Source organism: Streptomyces sp. NPDC002889, from assembly GCF_042888425.1.
Lineage (GTDB): Bacteria > Actinomycetota > Actinomycetes > Streptomycetales > Streptomycetaceae > Streptomyces.
Map to the genome: position 1 here is coordinate 30,904 of NZ_JBIAPT010000031.1, position 20,472 is coordinate 51,375.

A 20,472-nucleotide genomic window follows, 5' to 3' on the forward strand; every position below is an offset into this window, starting at 1 on the left:
GGGCCGGCCCGGGAACGGCCCGACGGTGGCGATGAACGCCGGCTCGGCGGCCGCGAGCGCCACCACGCCGACGGCGTACGGCGTGGTCGGTGCGGCGGGGAGGACCGGCCGACATGTACGTGCGGGTGGCGGGTGCGGTCCGGTTCGGTCTCGCGGAGCACCTCGCGGGTGACGGTGGCGACCTCGCCCTGGCCGAAGAGAACCGCAGCAAGTTGGCCACTGCCATTCCTCGACTACCGGTGACGGGACTCGGCAGCAGGTGACATCAGCCGTCGTCGGGCGAGCCGAATCATGAAGGACCGGCTCAGGGACGCCACTTGTACTTGCCTCCACCGACCCATCTCACCTGTGCCGGATCGTCGAGGTCCACATGCTTGCGTCCGGCATGGGAGGCCAGCTCGATCAATTCCACAATGTCGTGAGCGGTTCCGATCACGATTCCGTCGACCTCGACCACGCGGAACGGCGGATTCTCGGGCGTGACAGGGAAGACGACGATCGGCCCCCGTGCCTCGCCACCCGGTTGAGGGTCAGTGGTCGACATCCTGGGCCGCTCCTGTCCCTGATCAGGCGGCCGTCCTGGCCCGCTCCTTCGCCCAGGAGGCGCGTACCGCGCCCGGGCGGTACTGGGCTCTGTCCCAACGGTACGCCGCGAGGAGTGGGGCAGCGACTCCTGTCGGGGTGACATACGCCGAGAGCGAGCGTCATCCTGTCCTGCCGGCAGTTGCCGCAGCGCATCTTCGTGCGTGACATCGTGGTCATGCCGACGAGCTCGCGCTTCGGTTGAGCCGGGTTCACGGCCGAGGCTCCCAGGATCCCGATGGTCTCCAGGTGCCGCCCGGTTGCGCCTGTCTCGACGCCGGCCGCCCGGTCCTCAGCGCCCAGAGGCACCACAAGGCACTCTCACGCTGTGAAGCGCAGGCGGTGAGCGCCGAGTTCGAAGGCGCGAGGCGGCACTTGCCGAGGCAGCCCGACGGGCCGGGCACCCCTGTGTGCGAGTTGCCTTCGGTCTGGTGGACGATTTGGCGTACGTGAACACAGCGATGCGCCGCCTGACGTGACTGCCGGGCGCCGCGAACGTGGGGGGTTGATCAGCCGGTGTTGCGAGCTGCCGACGGTTGTGACGGGACCGAGGACGACCACGGTGGACGGGGCGATCCCGGCAGTGACGGTGAACCATCCACGATGCGTGCCGACCTCCCGGGGAAGCGGCGCGCCGTGCTGCCCCGGTTCTCCCGACGTATGGGGCGCATCCTGCGAGCCGAGTGGCAGGCAATAGTCGTCGAACCCGTACGGGAACTCTCGCGCCGGCGCGTGAAGGGAGTGTCCTTGGCGATGCTCGCCACGTTCGCGGTGATCTTCCTCCACGAGATTCACCGGACGCCGAGTGGTGCGGTGGCGATACGACTGCTCGGTGAAGTACACGCCGACCTGCCGATCACTCTGGCACTGCTGCGAACTCCGGTGTCGTTGTTCGTCCCGGCCCTGGAACTGCCTGTATGGGCGGGCCTTCCCAAGTTGTTTCTGGCGTTCGCACTGGCCGAACTGTCGCTCGGCCGTACACGGACTCTGCTGATCGCCTACGGCACGACCCTGGCGGGCACCCTCAGCGCACGGGCGATGATCGCGCTCGGCCCGGGCGGGATCGGACTGCCGCCGGAGGCCGGGCAGGCGATCGACACAGGACCATCCGCCGCGGTGGTCGGCCTGTTCACGTACATCGCGGTCATTCGACGCGCGCCTGTCCTGTTCACGCTCACCGGCGGCTCGATGGTGGTGGCTTCGCTCAGCAACCCCAATCTGGCAGGTCGCGAGCACCTGGTCGCGGTGCTCACCGCGATCGTACTCGCCGCGCTGCACAAATGCTTCCGAACCGGACGCAAGGCCCGGCAGCTCCGATCCGTGGCGGGGAACCGGGGCACCGGGGACGGTGGATGACGCCTGCTGGATGCGGGCTCCGACACGTGTGCCGTGTCCTCTTTCACCACGCCCACGCCAGTGGCGCCGCGCAACCACTGGCCGTTGTCCGGCAGTTGGACGGGACGCCCCATCAGATCAGAACTGGAACCCGTCCCCGATGCCGCGTTCGCGGCGGGCCTCGCGCAGGCCACGCTCCACCGATCCCACTCGCTCGGTCAGCTCGCCGAGCCGTTTGTCGAGTTGCTGCAGCTGGATCTGCAACCCGCGCACCGCCTGCACAATGCTGCGGGTATGCGGGTCCATCTCCGGATCAGCCACGAAAACGCCCGGTTCCAGCAGGCCCTCCACCAGCAATCCGTCCTCGATCAGCTGCCGGTACGCGGATTCGACCGGCTTAGGCAGCTTGCCCAGCTCCCCGGCCAGACCGTCGGGGCTGGGCAGCGCGTCACCCGGCTGGTACACCCCTTGGGCGATATCGCTACGGATCTTCGCCACGACATCCTCGGATCTCAGCGTCCTGCGCATCTGCTCCATGCCGAGAACCTATCCACTCTCCGGCCCGGCCCGGCCCGGAATCCATCCATGATGTTGCGTGGGTATCCCCGGCTTCAGCCGGGGAGTGAAACGCATCCTTGCCCCGGGAGGCGCGAAGCGCCGGAGTTCGCTGCCCCTGCGCAGTGATGGTCAGACGGGCCGCTTCTGCTCCTCGATGTACTGGCGGATCACCGTCAGCGGTGCTCCGCCGCAGCTTCCGGCGGAGTAGGAGCGGGACCAGAACACTGGCCCCATGCCGATGCGGTTGATACGGCCGGTGTACTCGGCGCGCAGGTATAGGGAGCTGACTCCCTTGAGGCTGTTGATCAGCTTGGACAGGGCGATCTACGGCGGGTAGTGCACCAGGAGGCGTGATCGGCCTCGCCGTTGAACTCCCGCAGCTCCACTTCGAAGCTGGCGCACACGTCGCGCATGATCTCCTCGCACCGTCTGAGCATGTCATCATCGAAGATGCCACGCCGGTCCCTCGTGACGAACACCAAGTGCGCGTGAAGGTGGTAGGCGACGTAGCGACCAGTTCGGATATCAGGGTTTGGTTCCCAGTGGTTCCCAGCGTGGTGACATACACCAAGAGTAGTGTGATCACGTCGGACTCGATCCGGAGGGGGCGGGCCGGTTGATCCGTGCGTACAAGTTCCTCATGCGGCCCACCCTGGGTCAGGCGATAGCGCTCGGAGAGATGGTGCGGGATCACTGCTCCCTCTACAACGGGGCCTTGCAGGAACGCCGCGACGCCTACCGGCATGTCTCGAAGACTACGGTCCGGTACGGGCAGCAGTCCGCGCAGCTCAAGGAGATCCGCGCCCTCGATCCCGAGCGGCAAGGCCGCTGGTCGTTCTCGTCCCAGCAGGCCACGCTCCGCCGACTCGACAAGGCGTTCGCCGCGTTCTTCCGCCGGATCAAGGCCGGAGACAAACCGGGATACCCCCGCTTTCGCGGGGTGGGCCGGTTCGACACGGTGGACTTCCCCAAGGACGGCGACGGCTGCCGCTGGGACTCCACCCCGCACGCCCCCGTCACCCGCGTCCGCTTGCAAGGCGTCGGACACGTCCGTGTGCACCAGCACCGTGCCGTGGTCGGCAAGGTCAAGACGGTATCGGTGAAGCGCGAAGGCAAGCGCTGGTACGTGGTCCTCACCGCCGAGCTGCCCGAGCCCGAGCCGCTGCCCGCGACCGGATCCGTGGTCGGCATCGACCTGGGCATAGCCAACTTCCTCACCACCTCCAACGGTGAGCACGTCGCCAATCCCCGCCACGGGCGGAAGGCCGCCAAGAGGCTCGAAGCCGCACAGCAGGCGCTGTCCCGGTGCAAGCGCGGGTCCAAGCGCCGCCGCAAGGCTGTGCAGAAGGTTGCCGCCCTGCACCGCAAGGTCCGTCGCCAGCGCCTCGATCACGCACACAGGACGGCTCTTGACCTCGTACGCGAACACGACTTCATCGCGCACGAAGACCTCAAGATCCGCAACATGAGCGCCGCTCCCGCGCCGAAGCCGGACCCCGGCAGGCCGGGCGCGTTCCTGCCTAACGGGGCGGTGGCAAAGGCCGGCCTGAACAAGTCGATCAACGATGCCGGATGGGGGGTGTTCCTGACGATCCTGCACGCCAAGGCTGAAAGCGCCGGACGGGAAGTGATCGCCGTGGACCCCCGCAACACCTCTCGCAGGTGCCCACAGTGCGGGCATGTCGCCAAGGAGAACCGGCCCACCCAGGAGAAGTTCCACTGCACCGCATGCGACCACCACGCGCACGCGGACACGGTGGGCGCCCTGAACGTACTACGGGCCGGGCTGGTCCGTCGCAAAGCCACGGCATAGCGAGAAACCTCCTCCTTCAGGAGGGGGAGGAGTCACGATCCGGCCATGACGTGCCGCGCGCTCGGCGCCCCGGCGTGAGGCAGGCCCCTCCCGGTGCCCGCGGGTGAGCCGTGTCTCACCCGGGCCGCGCCGCTTGTCTATGCAACGAGTTGCATAGAAGGATCAGGGGCATGGCGCTCGAACACGCGATCCTCGTCTCTCTGCTGGAGAAGCCGGGCTCGGGCTATGAGCTGGCCCGGCGGTTCGAGCGGTCCATCGGTTACTTCTGGACCGCCACCCATCAGCAGATCTACCGCGTTCTCAAGCGCATGGAGAGCGACGGCTGGATCGATGTCCGCGAGGTGCCGCAGCAGGCCCGGCCGGACAAGAAGGAGTACTCCGTCGCGGCCCGCGGCCGGGTCGCGCTCTCGCAGTGGCTGCACGAGCCGATCGAACCCGAGAGCGTCCGGCACGACCTAGCCGTGAAGATCCGCGGCGCGGCCTTCGACGACCCGGCCGCGCTGATCCGTGAGGTCGAGCGGCACCACCAGGCGCACACCTCCCGCCTCGCGCGCTATCTCGCGGGGGAGCTGCGTGACTTCACCGGACCCGAGGCTCCCGCAACACCCGACGCCGGGCGGGAGCTCCAGCACGTCGTGCTGCGCGGCGGCATCGCGTACGAGCGGATGACGCTCGCCTGGCTCGATGACGTACTCGCCACCCTCCACCGGCTCGACCCCGAGCGCTGAACCGGCACCCACCTGCCCCGACGACGCGCTCCCCACCCTCACGTACACCTGAAGCTCTCCAGCCCACCATCCCTCGACCCCGAGCCGGAAAGGCGAACTTCCATGGCCGACCCGCTGCTGTTCAACCCGCGCACCTACGACCCGGCCCACTTCGACCCCGAGACCCGCAGGTTGCTGCGCGCCACCGTCGACTGGTTCGAGGACCGCGGCAAGCGCAAGCTGATCGAGGACTACCGCTCCCGTGCCTGGCTGGCGGACTTCCTTGCGTTCTCCGCCAAGGAGGGACTGTTCGCGACGTTCCTCACCCCGGTCTCCGCCGCCGGTCAAGAGGACCAGCGCTGGGACACCGCCCGGATCGCCGCCCTCAACGAGATCTTCGGCTTCTACGGGCTCGACTACTGGTACGCGTGGCAGGTCACCATCCTCGGTCTCGGGCCGGTCTGGCAGAGCGACAACGCCGCCGCCCGCACCCGCGCGGCGGAACTCCTCGCCGAGGGGGAGGTGTTCGCCTTCGGCCTGTCCGAGAAGGCCCACGGCGCCGACATCTACTCGACCGACATGCTGCTGGAGCCCGACGGTGACGGCGGCTTCCGGGCCAGCGGCTCCAAGTACTACATCGGCAACGGCAACGCCGCCGGTCTCGTCTCCGTCTTCGGCCGCCGCACCGACATCGAGGGCCCCGACGGCTACGTCTTCTTCGCCGCCGACAGCCGACACCCGGCGTACCACCTGGTGAAGAACGTCGTGGACTCCTCGAAGTACGTCAGCGAGTTCCGCCTCGACGACTACCCGGTCGGCCCCGACGACGTCCTGCACACCGGCCGCGCCGCCTTCGACGCAGCGCTCAACACCGTCAACGTCGGCAAGTTCAACCTCTGCACCGCCTCGATAGGCATCTGCGAGCACGCGATGTACGAGGCCGTCACCCACGCGCACAGCCGCATTCTCTACGGCCGCCCCGTCACCGCCTTCCCGCACGTGCGCCGGGAGCTGGCCGACGCGTACGTGCGTCTGGTCGGGATGAAGCTGTTCAGCGACCGCGCCGTCGACTACTTCCGCTCCGCCGGCCCCGATGACCGGCGCTACCTGCTGTTCAACCCGATGACGAAGATGAAGGTGACCACCGAGGGCGAGAAGGTCATCGACCTGATGTGGGACGTCATCGCCGCCAAGGGATTCGAGAAGGACACCTACTTCGCCCAGGCCGCCACCGAGATCCGGGGACTGCCCAAGCTGGAGGGCACGGTCCACGTCAACCTCGCGCTGATCCTCAAGTTCATGCGCAACCATCTGCTGGATCCGGCCGAGTACGCGGCTGTTCCCACCCGCCTCGACGCGGCGGACGACACGTTCCTCTTCCGGCAGGGGCCGGCCCGCGGCCTCGGCTCCGTACGCTTCCACGACTGGCGCACCGCCTACGACGCGTACGCCGACGTGCCCAATGTCGGCCGTTTCCGGGAGCAGGCGGACGCACTGTGCGAGTTCGTCACCACCGCCGCTCCCGGCGAGGAGCAGAGCCGCGACCTCGATCTTCTCCTCGCCGTCGGCCAGTTGTTCGCGCTGGTCGTCCACGGCCAGCTGATCCTGGAGCAGGCGCGTCTGACCGGGCTCGACGAGGACGTGCTCGACGAACTGTTCGCCGTCCTCGTACGTGACTTCTCCTCGCACGCCGTCGAGCTGCACGGCAAGGACTCCGCCACCCCGGAGCAGCAGAACTGGGCGCTGGCCGCACTCCGGCGGCCGGTCGTCGACGACGCCCGCTCGGCGCGCGTCTGGGAGCGCGTCGAGGCACTGTCCGGGGCGTACGAGATGGCGCCGTAACGAGGGAAGGCCCCCGGGAATCCGCTGTGGGCGGACTCCCGGGAGCCTTCGGTGCGGTGCGGGTGAGGGTCAGCAGTTGCCCGCCGGACGCTCGCGGACCACCAGGTCGGTCCAGCCGGTGGTGCCGTCGATCCAGGCCACCTGGCGCCCGTCGCCGGCCGCCGGGTAGCTCTGGTCGCCGCGGTTGCAGGAGACCCGGCCCTTGCGCGAGCCGTCCGTGCTGAACTGCCACAGCTTCGGCAGGGTCTCGTTGCGGTACTGGGTGTCGGGCGTCTGGGCCGTCACCGTCAGGGCGTCCTGCGAAACGGTCAGCTCCGATGCGATCAGCGCGCCCGGCTTGTACTCGTTGCTGAGGCTCACGGTGCCGGTGCCGTCCAGGTCCGAGCGCAGAATCGTCATCTGACCCTGGTCGGAGCCGTTGATGTTGGCCAGCCAGAAGACGTTGCGGCCGTTGACGCCGGTCTGGCCCAGGCCCTCCGCCGCGTCCAGCTGGTCGACGAGGGCCGCCTTGCCGGTGGCGAGGTCCATGATCTCCACGCCCAGGCGGTAGTCGCCGTCCTGCGGGTACAGCTTCGCGTAGACGAGCTTGTCGCCCTTCACCGACGGGAGGGCGGTGCCGAGATTCCAGTCGCGGCCGTCGACGAACGTGGGCGCCTTGTCGGCGGGCCGCAGGTAGGCCACGTGGCGGCCGCCGAGGAAGTCGTACTCCTCGAACACCGTCACGCCCTTGTCGACGCGCAGACCTGCCACGCCCGTCGCGGAGCTGTGCAGCTTCTTGATCGGACCGCCCGTGACGGGGCGGGACAGGATGTCGACCGAGGTCGGCCCGTACGCTGCCCAGACGACGGTCTTGCCGTCGGTGGCGGGCGAGGTGTGGTAGCGGCCGTCGTTGGGACTGATCACCTTCGGCGCGCCGCTGCCGTCCAGTCGGCCGGCGTACACGGAGTACGGCTCCGAGCCGTCGTCGTTGGACTTGGACGTCGTCCACCAGCCGCCGCCCGCGCCGACACCGGAGTCCGCCGTGTTGAGCCTGCCGAACAGGGTGTCGGAGTCGACACCGAGGGCGTCCTCCCAACCGGGCACGATGCCATGGGCATTGAAGGAGCGCTTGACGATGTTGGTCTGCCCGGCCTTCACCCCGAGGTCCTCGGCAGCTGCGAGGACGGCGTTGCGGGCCTCGGTGAACCCGTCCAGCGGGGTCATGTACTCGGTGAGCGCCTTGTAGACGATTCTGTCGGCCAGCTCGCCGCCGAGGTCCTCCCGCATGTCCCACAGGGCCCCGGAGAAGATGGTGGAGTTGAGGTGCACTCCGCCGTTGTCGGTGGCGAAAGAGACGCCGAGGAAGCTCTTGGAGGTGGTGGCCCCGTCGTTGAGGTCCCGCAGGGCGCAGGCGGCGGCCGCCTTGGTGCGGCACAGATCCTCGCCGATGAGGCCCGCGCCCGGATCGTCCATGGACGTCCCGTTGGCGATGACGTCGATGGCGTTGCCGAAGTAGTCGGCCAGGGCCTCGTTCAGGGCGCCGGGCTGACCCGCGTAGACGAGGTTCGCCGAGTTCTCGACGACGCCGTGCGTCATCTCGTGGCCGACCACGTCGGTGTCTGCGGAAAGCGGCTTGTACTCCTTGTCGCCGCTGCCGTACACCATCTTCTGGCCGTCCCAGAACGCGTTGACGTACGGGAAGCCGTAATACGTCACGCCCACAAGCGAGTTGACCGTCATGCCCCGGCCGTCGAGGCTGTCACGGCCGTGGGATTTCTTGAAGTAGTCGTAGACCTGGCCCGCGTTCCAGTGGGCGTCGACGGCTCCGGAGTCGGTGGCGGCGGCATCGAAGTCCGCGTTGGAGGACGAGAACTCCTTCACACCGCGCGGCCACACACCCGACGCCTCGGACACGTACCGGCCGCGTGCGTCCCAGGTCGACAGCGCGTTCTTGCTGGTGCCGCGCATGCGTGAGCGGTCGGTCATCAGATACCGGCCCGCGGCGGTGTCGTGCGACAGCTCCAGGTCGGCCTTCCTGCCGTTCAGCCGGATACCGGTCCCGGTGGCCAAGGGCAGATCGGCGGCAGTGACGGGCTCGTCCCCTGCCTCGGCCTGCTGGCCGGCCGCGGCGGCCTCTGTTCCCGGAGCCGTCAGCGTCTTCAGGGCGCTGTACTGGAGCACGGGGTAGCCGGCGCGGGCGTCGATGTACACCTCGCGCACGATCGGGGCGCCACTGCCGGGCGTGGTGCCGCTCACGGTGACCCGGTAGGCGAGGACACCCTCGCCCTTGGGCAGCACCACCAGTCCGTCGGCCTCGCCGGACAGTGCGGCGACCGAGGGTGTCCGCTTGCCCTCCGCGCGGGCCACGTCGTCCTTGCCGAGCTCGGCGGCACCGAGCTGCCGGGCGGTGGCCGCGACCGCACGCCGTACGGCCAGGTCCTCATCGACGGACGGAGTGGTGGTCGCCGTCAGCCCTGTGAAGTAGTGGCCCGAGGTACCGGTGACGACCCGGCGGCCGTCCTTCTTCTCCATCCGCACCATGTACTGGCCGCCGAGCACCTCGACGCCCCGGTGCTTCTGCTGCAGGCGGACGGTCTCGTCCACCCCGCTGCGCAGTGTGGCCACGGGGGTGAGGTCCGTGCCCGGCCGCGCGATCCTGTAGCGGCTTTCCTTCGCGGCCAGATGGTCGCGGGCGGCGTCGGCCGGACTGGCCTTCGCGTCGACGGGCTCGCGTATGCCCTCGACGAGTGCCGGAGTGGCCGTCTCCGTGCCGGGGACTATGTCCGCGGTGGGAGTGCTGGACTCGGCTGCCTGAGCCGGGCCGGCGGCCACCAGCAGAGCGGTGGCGAGCAGGGCCGCCAGTTGGCCGCCGTTGCTCAGGGAACCGGACATCCCCCCGGATATGCGTCCGGCCGGTGCGAATGAACGTGATCTGTGCTTGCGCAAGGCGATTCCTCCACGGGCTGTGCCTGAACGCGTGCGTTCGGTCATGACCATGCAAACCCTGTGGCGCTTCACTGCCAACACTGCCGACGAACTCACAAGTGGATACGCGCACTTGTGGGGAAACTGTGCGGAGGGCAAGAATTCCGCGCATGATCGATACCGAACTGCACGGCCTCGGGCTGGGAAAGACGGAGGAACAGGCTTATCGGGCCCTTCTGTTGGCGTCGGCAACCGACGCCGCGGACCTCGCCCGATTACTGGCCGTCCCCCGGGCCCGGCTCGACGAAGCGCTCGCCTGTCTTGCCGACCACGGCTTCACCGCACCCGACCCCGCGGCCGCTCCGGACGCTCTGCCCCGCCCGACCGCCCCCGCCGCCGCCCTGCGGATCCTGATCCACCGCCGCCAGGCGGCACTTCACCACCAGTCGGCCGAACTCGAACGACTGCGCACCCACGCCGACCGCATCGCCGGCCGCCTCATGTCCGGCTTTCCCGAGGCCGCGCTCGGCGACTTCGAGGTCGTCACCGGCGCCGCCGACATCGCTGCCCGGGCCGACGGCCTGCTCGCCTCCGCCGAACGGGAAGTGCTCATCCTCGACCGCCCGCCGTACGTCAAGGGTGTCCCCGGTGAGTCACCCTCCGGAACCAACCCGCCGGGACTGGGGATCGAGGATCTCCTCGAGCGGGGCGTCACCGTGCGCGCGGTCCTGGACCGCAGAGGTCTCGACTATCCGGGGAAAGTCCGCTGCCTGACCGAGCTCACGGAACGCGGACTCCAGGCCCGCGTGGGAACGGACCTGCCCACCAAGCTCATCGCCGTCGACAGCCGTACGTGCCTCCTGCCACCGACCGAGGCCGTCGACCCGACCATGTCCGCACTCGTCCTCGGAAACTGCCTGCTGCGCAATGCCGTGCTGCCCCTGTTCGAAACGGTGTGGGACCGCGCGACACCGTTCGGCAGCCCCGGGAGTCCGCTCGCGAATCCTCAGCGGGAACTGCTGGGACTGCTCGCGGCGGGCCTCAAGGACGAGGCCATCGCCCGGCGGCTCGGCGTCCATGTGCACACCGCCCGCCGGCGGATCAGCCAGCTGCTCGCGGAACTGAACGCCGACACGCGGTTCCAGGCCGGGGCCCAGGCCACGCTGCGCGGCTGGCTGCACGACAGTCCTGTGAGCGGCGTCGCCTGAGTCCCCTCATCGAGGTCCAGGCCGCGGGCCCGCCGACCGCCGCTGCGACCTCCTCCGGACGAGGACGCGTCGGGCGCCCCCAGGCCCAGCGCTCGTCCTGCCGATTACCGCTATGGCCCTTTTCTCCGCGAGGATGGGTGCCATGACCGAGATCCGCACGCCCCGCCTCATCCTCCGTCGCTGGCATGACGACGACCTTGCCCCCATGGCGGACATCAACGCGGACCCGCAGGTCATGCGCTGGGTCGCCGATGGCTCGGTCCAGGACCTGGACCAGACGGCCGAGGCCATGGAGCGGTGGGAGGAGGAGTGGGACGAGGAGGGGTTCGGCCTCTTCGCCGTCGAGCTGCTGGCCTCGGGCGAGCTGGCCGGTTTCGTGGGTCTGTCGGTGCCCGAGTTCCTGCCGGAGGTGCTGCCCGCCGTGGAGATCAGCTGGAGGCTGGGTCCTCAGTTCTGGGGCCAGGGGTACGCCTCCGAAGCCGCTCATGCCACGTTGGAGTTCGCGCTCCAAGATCGAGGCCTCGACCGTGTCATCAGCATCAGCGCAGTGGGCGACGATGCCTCGGAGAACGTGATACGCAAGCTCGGCATGGTGCTGGAACGCGAAACGACGCATCCGGTCTACGGCACTGCGCTGAACGTTCACGCCATCGACCTGACCGAGTTCCACGCGTAACCGACCGGGCCGCGAATCGGCGACGCAGGTGTGCGGCACGACGGGCTCGTGTGGCCCCGGGCCCCTCAGATGCCACAGGCTCCGCTCAGGAGCCCGGCCCGGGGTCGGGGTGAACCGGGTCGACGATGCCGGCTCTGGCCGCCTCGAGCTGGGCGGCGAAAGCGATGCCCAGGAACAGGGCAATGCCGGTCAGGTTCGCCCACAGCAGCAGCGCGACAAATGCCGTCAGGGGCCCGTACACCGTGCCGAACGAGCCGCTCTTGGCGACGTAGAAGGCAAGGAGCCAGGTGGTGCCGACCCACAGGATCAGGTGAACGGCGGATCCGAAGGCAAGCCAGGTGTAGCCGGGCTGGTCGCGTCGCGGGGACCAGCGGAAGATGGCGGCAGAGGCCAGGACGGCGAGCAGCACACCGAGGGGTATCTGCAGCGGCCCCCACCAGCCGAGCCAGGACCGGGACCAGCCCAGGGCCTCCCCCATCGAGTCGCCGACCGCCTCGCCCGCGACGAGCACGAGAAACCCCAGAACCAGTGGGAGGCCTCCCGCCATCGCCAGCAGCAGCCCGCGGCCGTATTTGCTGAGGAAAGGGCGGTCGCGCTCGATGCCGTAGATACGGTTGCAGCCGCGCTCGATCTGCCCCATCGCGGAGGCAAGATTGAGTACGGCGAACCCGAGCCCCAACCACATCGCGAGTGCACCGGCCGCGTCGGCTTCGGCACTGCGTCGTGTGTCTCCCAGGGCCTGTTGCACCAACTCCGTACTGGCTCCCGGCACGATCCTGCCGACCGTCAATTCGATCACACGGCTCAGACTCTCCGTGTGCACGGTCGTCGCCACCCCGACAAGAGCGATCGTGAACGGCACTATTCCCACAACGACCTGGAAGGCCAAGGAGCGTGCGAAGCTGAATCCGTCCGCGTAGCGGAAACGGGAGAAGGCATCGACAAAGAGCTTGCGCCCGCCGTAGCGGCGCAGCGCAGTGAACGCTTCGTCTCCCGAGAGTTCTTCCCCGAGCATGTCCCGCGTCTGCGGCACGTGCACCACGGTCCCCATGCGCCCTCTCCTCCACCTTCCAGACAACATTTCTGCGCCGGCTGAGCACGCCTGCCCCGATGTCCGGGGCAGGCGCACCGTCCGAGCCCACCCTCACTCCACCTGGAGGCCGATGACGCATGTGTCGTCGTCGGTGTTGGCCCTGCTGTGGGTGAGCAGGCGGTCCAGCCGCTGTTCCAGCGACCGGGCGGAGACACTCGCCGTGGCGATCAGATGCTGGAGCGAGTCGTGGAGGGAGGAGTCCTTTCTCTCGACCAGACCGTCGGTGTACATCAGCAACGTGGCGCCCGCCCCGAGCCGTACTTCGCCTTCCTCGTAGTCCGCTTGTGGGACGGCGCCGAGTAGCATGCCCCGGATGAGCGGCAGGGTCGTGGCCTGCTGCTCGCTGACCAGGACAGGCGGCAGGTGACCGGCACGGGCCCAGCGCAGGATACGGCGGCCGGGATCGTAAAGACCGCAGACCGCAGTGGCGGTGACCGGCTCGGTCAGGTGGTGCGCCACTATGTTGAGCCAGGTCAGAAGCTGTGCGGGGCCCGCGCCGGTGACAGCGAGGCCACGTAGGGCGTTGCGCAGGACGATCATGCTGGTCGCTGCCTCGATGCCGTGGCCTGCGATGTCACCGACGCACACGAGGATCTGCCGGGACGGCAGGACGAATGCGTCGTACCAGTCGCCGCCGACGAGGTGCTCGGTCTCCGCGGGCCGGTAGCGCACTCCGATGCTGAGCCCAGGTGCGTCGATCGGCGCCCGTGCGGGCGGCATGATGGCCTGTTGGAGTTGCAGCGCCAAGCGGTTGCGTTCGGCCGACTCCTGTTCCGTGTGGGCGAGTTGGTCACGCGTTGCTGCCAACGCCACCTCGGTCCAGTGCTGGGAGGAGATGTCCTGGAAGGCACCCCGTACAGCCAGGAGCCGCTCGTCCGCGTCGAGAACCGGCTCAGCGACGACGCGGACATGCCGAGTGACACCGTCGGGACGTTGCAGACGGAAGGCAGTGGAAGCGGCCCGCCGGTGCCGGAACAAGGTGCGCAGAAAACGGCCGATGGCGACGGCGTCGTCGGGGTGGGCATGCGCGGGCAGTTGCTCCAGGGGGATGGGTGCGGCGGTGGGCGGCATGCCGTGGAGGCTGTGCAGCTGCTGGTTCCACGTGATCTTGCCGGTTGTCGTGTTCTCCTCGAAGCCGCCGATGCGGCCCAGGCGCTGGGCGTGCTGCAACAGGCTGGCCAGCCGGCCTGCTTCGTCTTCTATGCGCCAGATGAGCAGCACAGCACCGCCATGCCTGCTGATACTGAGATCGGCGACAGCTTCGAGCGGCACCTGATCGACCAGCGCCGTGAGCGTCATCCGCTGGGCATGGAAGGGTTCACCGGTGGCGTGCACCCTCTCCACCTTCTCGAACAGGTCACTGTTGCCGGCGGCCTTGGGGTAGGCCTCCAGAAGCATCGCTCCGCTGACGGCGCTGCGTGGTCGCCCTGCGGGATCGACGAAGTGCCGGTTCGTGTGATGGATGCGGAAGTCGCTCAGGTGCCCGTCGGCCTCGAGGTGAGGCACCAGCACGAGAGCGGGATCGTAGAGGCCGTCGACGAGGTCGATCAGTTCGGCAAGATCCCGCTTCAGCGCGTTGGGTGCGCCCGGGGAGCCGATGACCGCCGCCGTGTGCGCTTCCAGCGTATGGGCGCACAGTTCGGCGAGAGCCTCCACCTGACGCTGGATCTGAGGCGGTTGCGGCGCAAGCCGCTGGGGCCAGCAGATCTCCAGAACTCCGATGATCCGGCCGCCGGCGCCGGCCGGCACGGCCACTCGACCGCCGCCGGTTGCCTGGTAATCGCTGATCGAGGGAAGGCCCGCTTCGGCGAGTGCCGGGAACCACACGGTCCGGCGCTCCGTCAGCGCTCGGCGGGCCACCGTCTCCACACCGGGCGGCACATAGCGCCAACGCCCGGCTTCCTCCGCGGCGAATCCGGCGTTGCCGGCGAGGGTGAGAGAGGCATCAGGTCCTGCCGCCCAGATGGCGACCGCACTGGCACCCAGCGGAGCGAGTGCGTGTTGCAGGACGGACTCGGCAACGGCTTGCGTGTCGTCCGCGGCCAGCGCGCCGCTCTCCGCCGCACGCAGGCGCACCGCGACAGATCCTCCCGTCGTCCCCCCGGTCCTCTCCCCGGTCCGCTTGGTCAGAGAAATGAAGTCGCGGGCCGCCTCGGTGAAACTGTCGTGCGCGGCCTGGTTGATGATGTCGGCGGCCAGCTCCAGCTGTGACATGCCCGCTTGTGCGGCCAGCCCGGCTAGATGACCGGCCGCCTCGGTGGGGCCGCAGCGGAGCCGCTCGATCAGGACTCCCTTGGCGAGCTCGACCAGGGCGCGGCCATCCGCGGCGGCATGGGCTGCTCGGACCTCGCTGCGAAGGCGTTCCACTGTCGCGGCCAGTCGGCCGACCGACGATGTGCCGACGGCCGCGGCGTCGGCATGCTCCACGACGTCGGCGAGCCCGGGGGGCCCGTCCGTGATGCTGTCCTGCGACCGGTGGGGAGGCGGGACATGGCCCACGCGAGGGTGCGGGCGATCGGAGGCGGATCCCAGCGGCCCGTCATCCCGGACGGGCTCATCGGGCGACTGGGGCGTTCTCACTGTGGTGCTGCTCCTAGCGGGGTGGGTTGGAACACAGAAGCGGCCGACGGGGCGGGGCGCCGGCTACGTGTTCACCCAGCGGCGGATGCACGCGACGAGGTCATCGGCGTCCAACGGCTTGGTGACGTAGTCGCTGGCTCCTGCGGCCAGGCACTTCTCGCGGTCCCCGGGCATTGCCTTGGCCGTCACGGCGATGATGGGCAGAGCGCTGTGGGCAGGCATCCGCCGAATCTCGGCCGTGGCGGTATAGCCGTCCATCTCCGGCATCATCACGTCCATGAGGATCAGGTCGATGCCCGGGTTCTCGGAGAGCGTGTCGATTCCCTTGCGGCCGTTCTCGGCGTGCAGAACGGTGATGCCGTGGAGTTCCAGGATGCCGCTGAGGGCGTACAGATTACGGGCGTCGTCATCGACGACGAGCACGGTGTGCCCGGCAAGGGTCCCGTCGGTGTCCCGGGGCGATGCGTGCGCGGCTTCCTCGGGGCGCAGGAGCGGCAGGACGTCGCCCGGCTGCTCGGCGGACAGGTGCAGGGCGATGCGCTCCCGCAGTTCGTCCAGGCTGGAGAGCAGCTCCAGCGGTTGGGTCTCGGCGCGGGACTGCAGAATCCGTTCGTGCGTCGGGTCCAGACGGCGGTTGTTGTGGGCCAGGACGGGAACGCTGCGCAATCCGGCGTCGCCGTCCATGGCATCGAGGAACTTGAGGGCTTCGCCGTCCGGCATGTCGAGGTCCAGTACGACGCAGTGGCAGGACTCCGCGGCGAGTGCGGCGGCCGCTTCCTGAGCGCCGAGGGCGCTGATGACTTCCACTGAGGCATGTGGGTCGGTCAGGTCGCGGCCGTCGGTGAACTCGGCGACCGTGCTCTCGGCGACCAGAGTGATGAGGCCCCGAGGCCGTTCCTCGATCACCAGAAGGCGCCGCTGTCGCGGTGGCGGTTGAAGGGCGAGCGGGGCGGCGGGACGAAGGATGCCGTCGGGAGTCGTCTCGTGTCTGCCGGCTTCAGAGCTGTGCGTCAGTGCGGCGCGGTGTTCGAAGTCCGCCCGCCGTGCCGGGAGATAGAGCGTGAAGGTACTTCCCTGGCCCAGTGTGCTCTCAGCGGTGACCGCGCCGCCGAGCAGGTGGGCGATCTCCCTGCTGATGGACAGACCCAGCCCGGTTCCGCCGTAGTTTCGGCTCGTGGTGCCGTCCGCCTGCTGGAAGGCGCCGAAGATGGATTCCAGTTGCTGCTCGGCGATGCCGATTCCGGAGTCCTTGACGCGGAATGCCACGGTGGGCCCGCCGCCACGCATGGTCTGCGGCAGTTCGCTGTCCGCCGCGGGCTCGATCCGGAGCTCGACGCTGCCGCGTTCGGTGAACTTGACCGCGTTGGACAGCAGATTGCGCAGCACCTGACGAAGTCGCGCGTCGTCGGTGAGCAGGTCGGTCGGCGTTCCAGGGGCTGTGGTGATCGTGAAGCCGAGGCTCTTTTGGCTGGTGAGCGGCTGGAAGGTGGCTTCGACGTACTCCAGGAGCCGACGCAGCGGGACTCTTTCCGGATTGATGTCCATCTTGCCGGCCTCGACCTTCGACAGGTCCAGGATGTCGTTGATCAGCTGAAGCAGGTCGGAGCCGGCCGAGTGGATGATGCCCGCGTACTCGACCTGTTTGGGCGTGAGGTTGCGCGTGGGGTTCTGCGACAGGAGCTGCGCGAGGATGAGGAGACTGTTCAACGGGGTTCTCAGCTCGTGGCTCATGTTGGCCAGGAACTCCGACTTGTACTTCGAAGCGAGGGACAGCTGCTGGGCCCGGGCCTCCAACTCGCCGCGGGCTTGCTCGATCTCGAGGTTCTTGGCCTCGATGTCGCTGTTCTGCGCGGCCAGCAGCGCGGCCTTCTCCTCCAGCTCGGCGTTGGATCTTTGCAGCTCCTCCTGCTGCACCTGCAGCTCCTCCGAGCGTGCCTGGAGCTCGCTCGCCAGGCGTTGTGATTCTTCGAGCAGCTCGTCGGTGCGGGCGTTGGCCACGATGGTGCTGACGTTGACGCCCACGGTTGCCATGAGACGTTCGAGGAAGTCGCGGTGGACGGGCGCGAAGGCAGTGAACGACGCGAGCTCGATGACACCGAGGACCTGGTCCTCGACGAGAATGGGCAGCACGATCAAGCTGCCCGGTGTGGTGTGGCCGAGGCCGGACGAGAGGGTGACGTAGCCGGCCGGAACATCGTCCGCGGCGATGACGCGGCGGCTGCGCGCGGCTTGGCCGACCAGGGATTCGCCCAGCTTGAACCGTGTGTCCCGGGTGGATCCCGCAGGGCGGCCGTAGGAGCCGACAAGCGTCAGTTCCACGCCCCGGTCGCCGTCCTCGGCCAGATAGAAAGCACCGTACTGAGCCTCCACCAGAGGGGTCAGCTCATCCATGATTGTCTCGGCCACGACAGTGAGGTCCCGGTGGCCCTGCATCAGGCCGGAGATGCGCGCCAGGTTCGTCTTCAGCCAGTCCTGCTCGTGATTGGCCCGGGTCGTTTCCCGCAGCGACCCCACCATCGAGTTGATGTTGTCCTTGAGTTCGGCGACCTCGCCGGAAGCGTCCACGGTGATGGAGCGGGTCAGATCGCCCTCCGCCACAGCGCTGGTCACCTCCGCGATGGCCCGTACCTGCCGCGTCAGGTTGCCTGCCAGCTCGTTGACGTTCTCCGTGAGGCGCTTCCACATACCCGAAACGCCTTCGACCTCGGCCTGGCCGCCGAGGCGGCCTTCGCTGCCCACCTCCCGGGCGACGCGCGTCACCTCGGCCGCGAACGACGACAGCTGGTCGACCATCGTGTTGATGGTGGTCTTGAGTTCCAGGATCTCGCCGCGCGCATCGACGTCGATCTTCTTCGACAGGTCACCGTTGGCGACGGCGGTGGTGACCAAGGCGATGTTGCGTACCTGCCCGGTCAGGTTGTTCGCCATGGAGTTGACGTTCTCCGTCAGGTCCTTCCAGGTCCCGGCGACGTTGGGGACATGAGCCTGGCCACCGAGGATGCCCTCGGTACCGACCTCCCGGGCCACACGGGTGACCTCGTCCGCGAACGCCGACAACGTGTCGACCATGGTGTTGATCACCCCGGCGAGCGCGGCCACCTCACCCATGGCCTCAATGGTGATCTTCTGCGAGAGGTCACCACGCGCCACAGCGGTGGCCACTTGGGCGATGGACCGCACCTGGCCCGTCAGGTTGGAGGCCATGACGTTGACGTTGTCGGTGAGGTCCTTCCAGGTGCCCGACACGCCGCGCACGTCCGCCTGTCCGCCGAGTCTGCCCTCGGTGCCGACCTCGCGTGCGACGCGGGTCACTTCGTCGGCGAAGGCGGAGAGCTGGTCGACCATCGTGTTGATGGTGTCCTTCAGTTCGAGGATCTCACCGCGCGCGGTTACGGTGATCTTCTGCGACAGGTCGCCCTTGGCGACCGCAGTGGCGACTTGCGCGATCGAACGCACCTGAGCGGTGAGGTTGCCGGCCATGAAGTTCACCGAGTCGGTCAGGTCCCGCCAGGTGCCCGAGACCCCCTTGACGTCCGCCTGTCCGCCGAGTCTGCCCTCGGTGCCGACCTCGCGTGCGACGCGGGTCACTTCGTCGGCGAAGGCGGAGAGCTGTTCCACCATGGTGTTGATGGTGTTCTTCAGCTCGAGGATCTCGCCCCGGGCATCGACGGTGATCTTCTGGGACAGGTCGCCCTTGGCGACCGCTGTGGTGACCTGGGCGATGTTGCGGACCTGATTGGTGAGGTTGCCGGCCATGAAATTCACCGAGTCGGTCAGGTCCCGCCAGACGCCACCGACGCCGGGTACCTGCGCCTGACCACCGAGGCGACCCTCGCTGCCGACCTCGCGTGCCATGCGCGTCACTTCGTCGGCGAAGGCGGAGAGCTGGTCGACCATCGTGTTGACGGTCTCCTTCAGCTCGAGGATCTCGCCCCGGGCATCGACGTCGATCTTCTGGGACAGGTCGCCCTTGGCGACCGCAGTGGCCACTTGCGCGATGTCACGTACCTGCGTGGTGAGGTTGCCGGCCATGGCGTTCACCGAGTCGGTGAGATCTGCCCAGGTGCCGGACACCCCGGGTACCTCGGCCTGGCCGCCGAGGGTTCCTTCGGTGCCCACCTCGCGTGCGACGCGGGTCACCTCGGATGTGAACAGCGAGAGTTGGTCGACCATGCCGTTGAAGACCGTGGCGATCTCACCGAGCAAGCCATCGGCTTCATTGGGCAGCCGGGTGCCGAAGTCTCCGTCGCGGACGGCGGTCAGCCCGGTAAGCAGCTGCCGCAATTCCAGCTCACCGACCTTGGCGGCGCCGCGTGGAGCCTTGCTGCCCACCGCAGACCGAGATCCGGTCGTGTCAGCCATGTCAACCTCACTCGAGTTCGGTCACGAGAGCAGTACACGCAGATGCCCAGTGTCCACCGCGGACAGATCGCGACGCCTGGTCCCACGCTTCGATCCGCCGCCCTTGAAGACGGCAAATTGCTCAAAGACTAGCCGACGAGCTGCGACGCCGAGAAGGATCGTCCGAAGCGTGGATCCCGGGGAAGCGGATCATAAGGTGCCTGCCGCAGGGGGACAGGACGTCAGGCCCGGGTGGAGGTCTCGGCCCTGCCGATGGTGGGCTCGCGGTCGATGCGGAGCCGGCACATGCATACGATGTCGGGCGGCCCCGGACATTCATGTCCGGGGCCGCCCGACGTTTCAGGCCGGTGCTTTTACCAGCGGTACCAGCGACCGCGACTTCCTCCTGTTCCGGCGGAGCGCATGACGAAACCGAGCAGCCACACAGCGAGCACGACTGCTGCCACGATCCACAGTGCCTTCAGTGCGAATCCGGCACCGAAGAGGATCAGGGCGAGCAGGAGAACGAGTATCAGGGGAACCATAGTTATCAACCTCCAGGACCTCATGTGCCCCGCGATTCACCTTCCATGTGCTCATTTCCATGTGTTTCGTACGTCGTTCCGGGGGAATTCGGTTGGCTTGTTTCCAGTGCTCCGCAAAGGGCTCGTACGAGCGGTCCGAAAGGCAGCCGGCCGCATGAAAGTGGGGGTGGGGGCGGGTTTGCGGGCCCCCCCCCCCCGCTAGACCCCGGCATTGAGCGGGCGGTGCGGGGGGAAAAATAGCCGGGGTGCGGTCGGGGGGCCCGGGGGCGGGGGGGGGTGTGGGTTGGG

At 68.3% G+C, this 20,472-nt stretch carries 14 protein-coding genes and 1 pseudogene; 7 read left to right on the top strand and 8 right to left on the bottom strand.

From position 1 onward, the window contains the following. Positions 1-113: 113 nt before the first annotated feature. Entirely contained in the window at positions 114-263 is a 150-nt protein-coding gene (locus ACFYWI_RS33405; RefSeq protein WP_389239520.1) for a hypothetical protein, read from the top strand. Positions 264-304: 41 nt separating this feature from the next. On the opposite strand, the gene ACFYWI_RS33410 is transcribed toward ACFYWI_RS33405, so the two are convergent. Then, a complete protein-coding gene (locus ACFYWI_RS33410; protein ID WP_389239521.1) occupies positions 305-544 on the bottom strand; it encodes a hypothetical protein in 240 nt (79 codons plus the stop codon). Between the two features lie 641 nt (positions 545-1,185). Here ACFYWI_RS33410 and ACFYWI_RS33415 point away from each other — a divergent pair. After that, a complete protein-coding gene (locus ACFYWI_RS33415; RefSeq protein WP_389239522.1) occupies positions 1,186-1,938 on the top strand; it encodes a hypothetical protein in 753 nt (250 codons plus the stop codon). A gap of 117 nt (positions 1,939-2,055) precedes the next feature. Here ACFYWI_RS33415 and ACFYWI_RS33420 read toward each other — a convergent pair whose 3' ends face one another. Both ACFYWI_RS33420 and tnpA read right to left on the bottom strand, forming a co-directional pair. Then, complete coding sequence (locus ACFYWI_RS33420; protein WP_389239523.1) at positions 2,056-2,454, bottom strand: GntR family transcriptional regulator; 399 nt, start codon at positions 2,452-2,454, stop codon at positions 2,056-2,058. Positions 2,455-2,604: 150 nt separating this feature from the next. Then, positions 2,605-2,999 (bottom strand): annotated as a pseudogene (gene tnpA, locus ACFYWI_RS33425) (IS200/IS605 family transposase). 92 nt (positions 3,000-3,091) lie between these two features. Here tnpA and ACFYWI_RS33430 point away from each other — a divergent pair. The 3 genes from ACFYWI_RS33430 to ACFYWI_RS33440 all read left to right on the top strand — a co-directional run bounded on the left by ACFYWI_RS33430 (position 3,092) and on the right by ACFYWI_RS33440 (position 6,837). Further along, positions 3,092-4,288, top strand: a complete 1,197-nt coding sequence (locus tag ACFYWI_RS33430; RefSeq protein ID WP_389239524.1) for an RNA-guided endonuclease InsQ/TnpB family protein — start codon at positions 3,092-3,094, stop codon at positions 4,286-4,288. Positions 4,289-4,458: 170 nt separating this feature from the next. Then, complete coding sequence (locus ACFYWI_RS33435) at positions 4,459-5,016, top strand: PadR family transcriptional regulator (RefSeq protein WP_389239525.1); 558 nt, start codon at positions 4,459-4,461, stop codon at positions 5,014-5,016. 102 nt (positions 5,017-5,118) lie between these two features. Further along, a complete protein-coding gene (locus tag ACFYWI_RS33440) occupies positions 5,119-6,837 on the top strand; it encodes an acyl-CoA dehydrogenase family protein (RefSeq protein ID WP_389239526.1) in 1,719 nt (572 codons plus the stop codon). 69 nt (positions 6,838-6,906) lie between these two features. On the opposite strand, the gene ACFYWI_RS33445 is transcribed toward ACFYWI_RS33440, so the two are convergent. Beyond that, positions 6,907-9,708 (bottom strand): M4 family metallopeptidase, encoded by a 2,802-nt coding sequence (locus ACFYWI_RS33445; protein ID WP_389239527.1) that lies wholly within the window; start codon positions 9,706-9,708, stop codon positions 6,907-6,909. 203 nt (positions 9,709-9,911) lie between these two features. Between ACFYWI_RS33445 and ACFYWI_RS33450 the strand changes: the two genes are divergently transcribed. Next, positions 9,912-10,949, top strand: a complete 1,038-nt coding sequence (locus tag ACFYWI_RS33450; RefSeq protein WP_389239528.1) for a TrmB family transcriptional regulator — start codon at positions 9,912-9,914, stop codon at positions 10,947-10,949. A gap of 142 nt (positions 10,950-11,091) precedes the next feature. After that, positions 11,092-11,625: a GNAT family N-acetyltransferase gene (locus ACFYWI_RS33455; protein ID WP_389239529.1), complete on the top strand. Its 534-nt coding sequence runs from the start codon at positions 11,092-11,094 to the stop codon at positions 11,623-11,625. 85 nt (positions 11,626-11,710) lie between these two features. Here ACFYWI_RS33455 and ACFYWI_RS33460 read toward each other — a convergent pair whose 3' ends face one another. The 4 genes from ACFYWI_RS33460 to ACFYWI_RS33475 all read right to left on the bottom strand — a co-directional run bounded on the left by ACFYWI_RS33460 (position 11,711) and on the right by ACFYWI_RS33475 (position 20,184). After that, positions 11,711-12,676 (bottom strand): YihY/virulence factor BrkB family protein, encoded by a 966-nt coding sequence (locus ACFYWI_RS33460; RefSeq protein ID WP_389239530.1) that lies wholly within the window; start codon positions 12,674-12,676, stop codon positions 11,711-11,713. Between the two features lie 93 nt (positions 12,677-12,769). Next, positions 12,770-15,298, bottom strand: a complete 2,529-nt coding sequence (locus ACFYWI_RS33465) for a GAF domain-containing SpoIIE family protein phosphatase (RefSeq protein ID WP_389239531.1) — start codon at positions 15,296-15,298, stop codon at positions 12,770-12,772. A gap of 63 nt (positions 15,299-15,361) precedes the next feature. Then, positions 15,362-19,660: a HAMP domain-containing protein gene (locus ACFYWI_RS33470; protein ID WP_389239532.1), complete on the bottom strand. Its 4,299-nt coding sequence runs from the start codon at positions 19,658-19,660 to the stop codon at positions 15,362-15,364. 353 nt (positions 19,661-20,013) lie between these two features. Continuing rightward, positions 20,014-20,184: a hydrophobic protein gene (locus ACFYWI_RS33475; RefSeq protein ID WP_389239533.1), complete on the bottom strand. Its 171-nt coding sequence runs from the start codon at positions 20,182-20,184 to the stop codon at positions 20,014-20,016. Positions 20,185-20,472 lie beyond the last annotated feature (288 nt).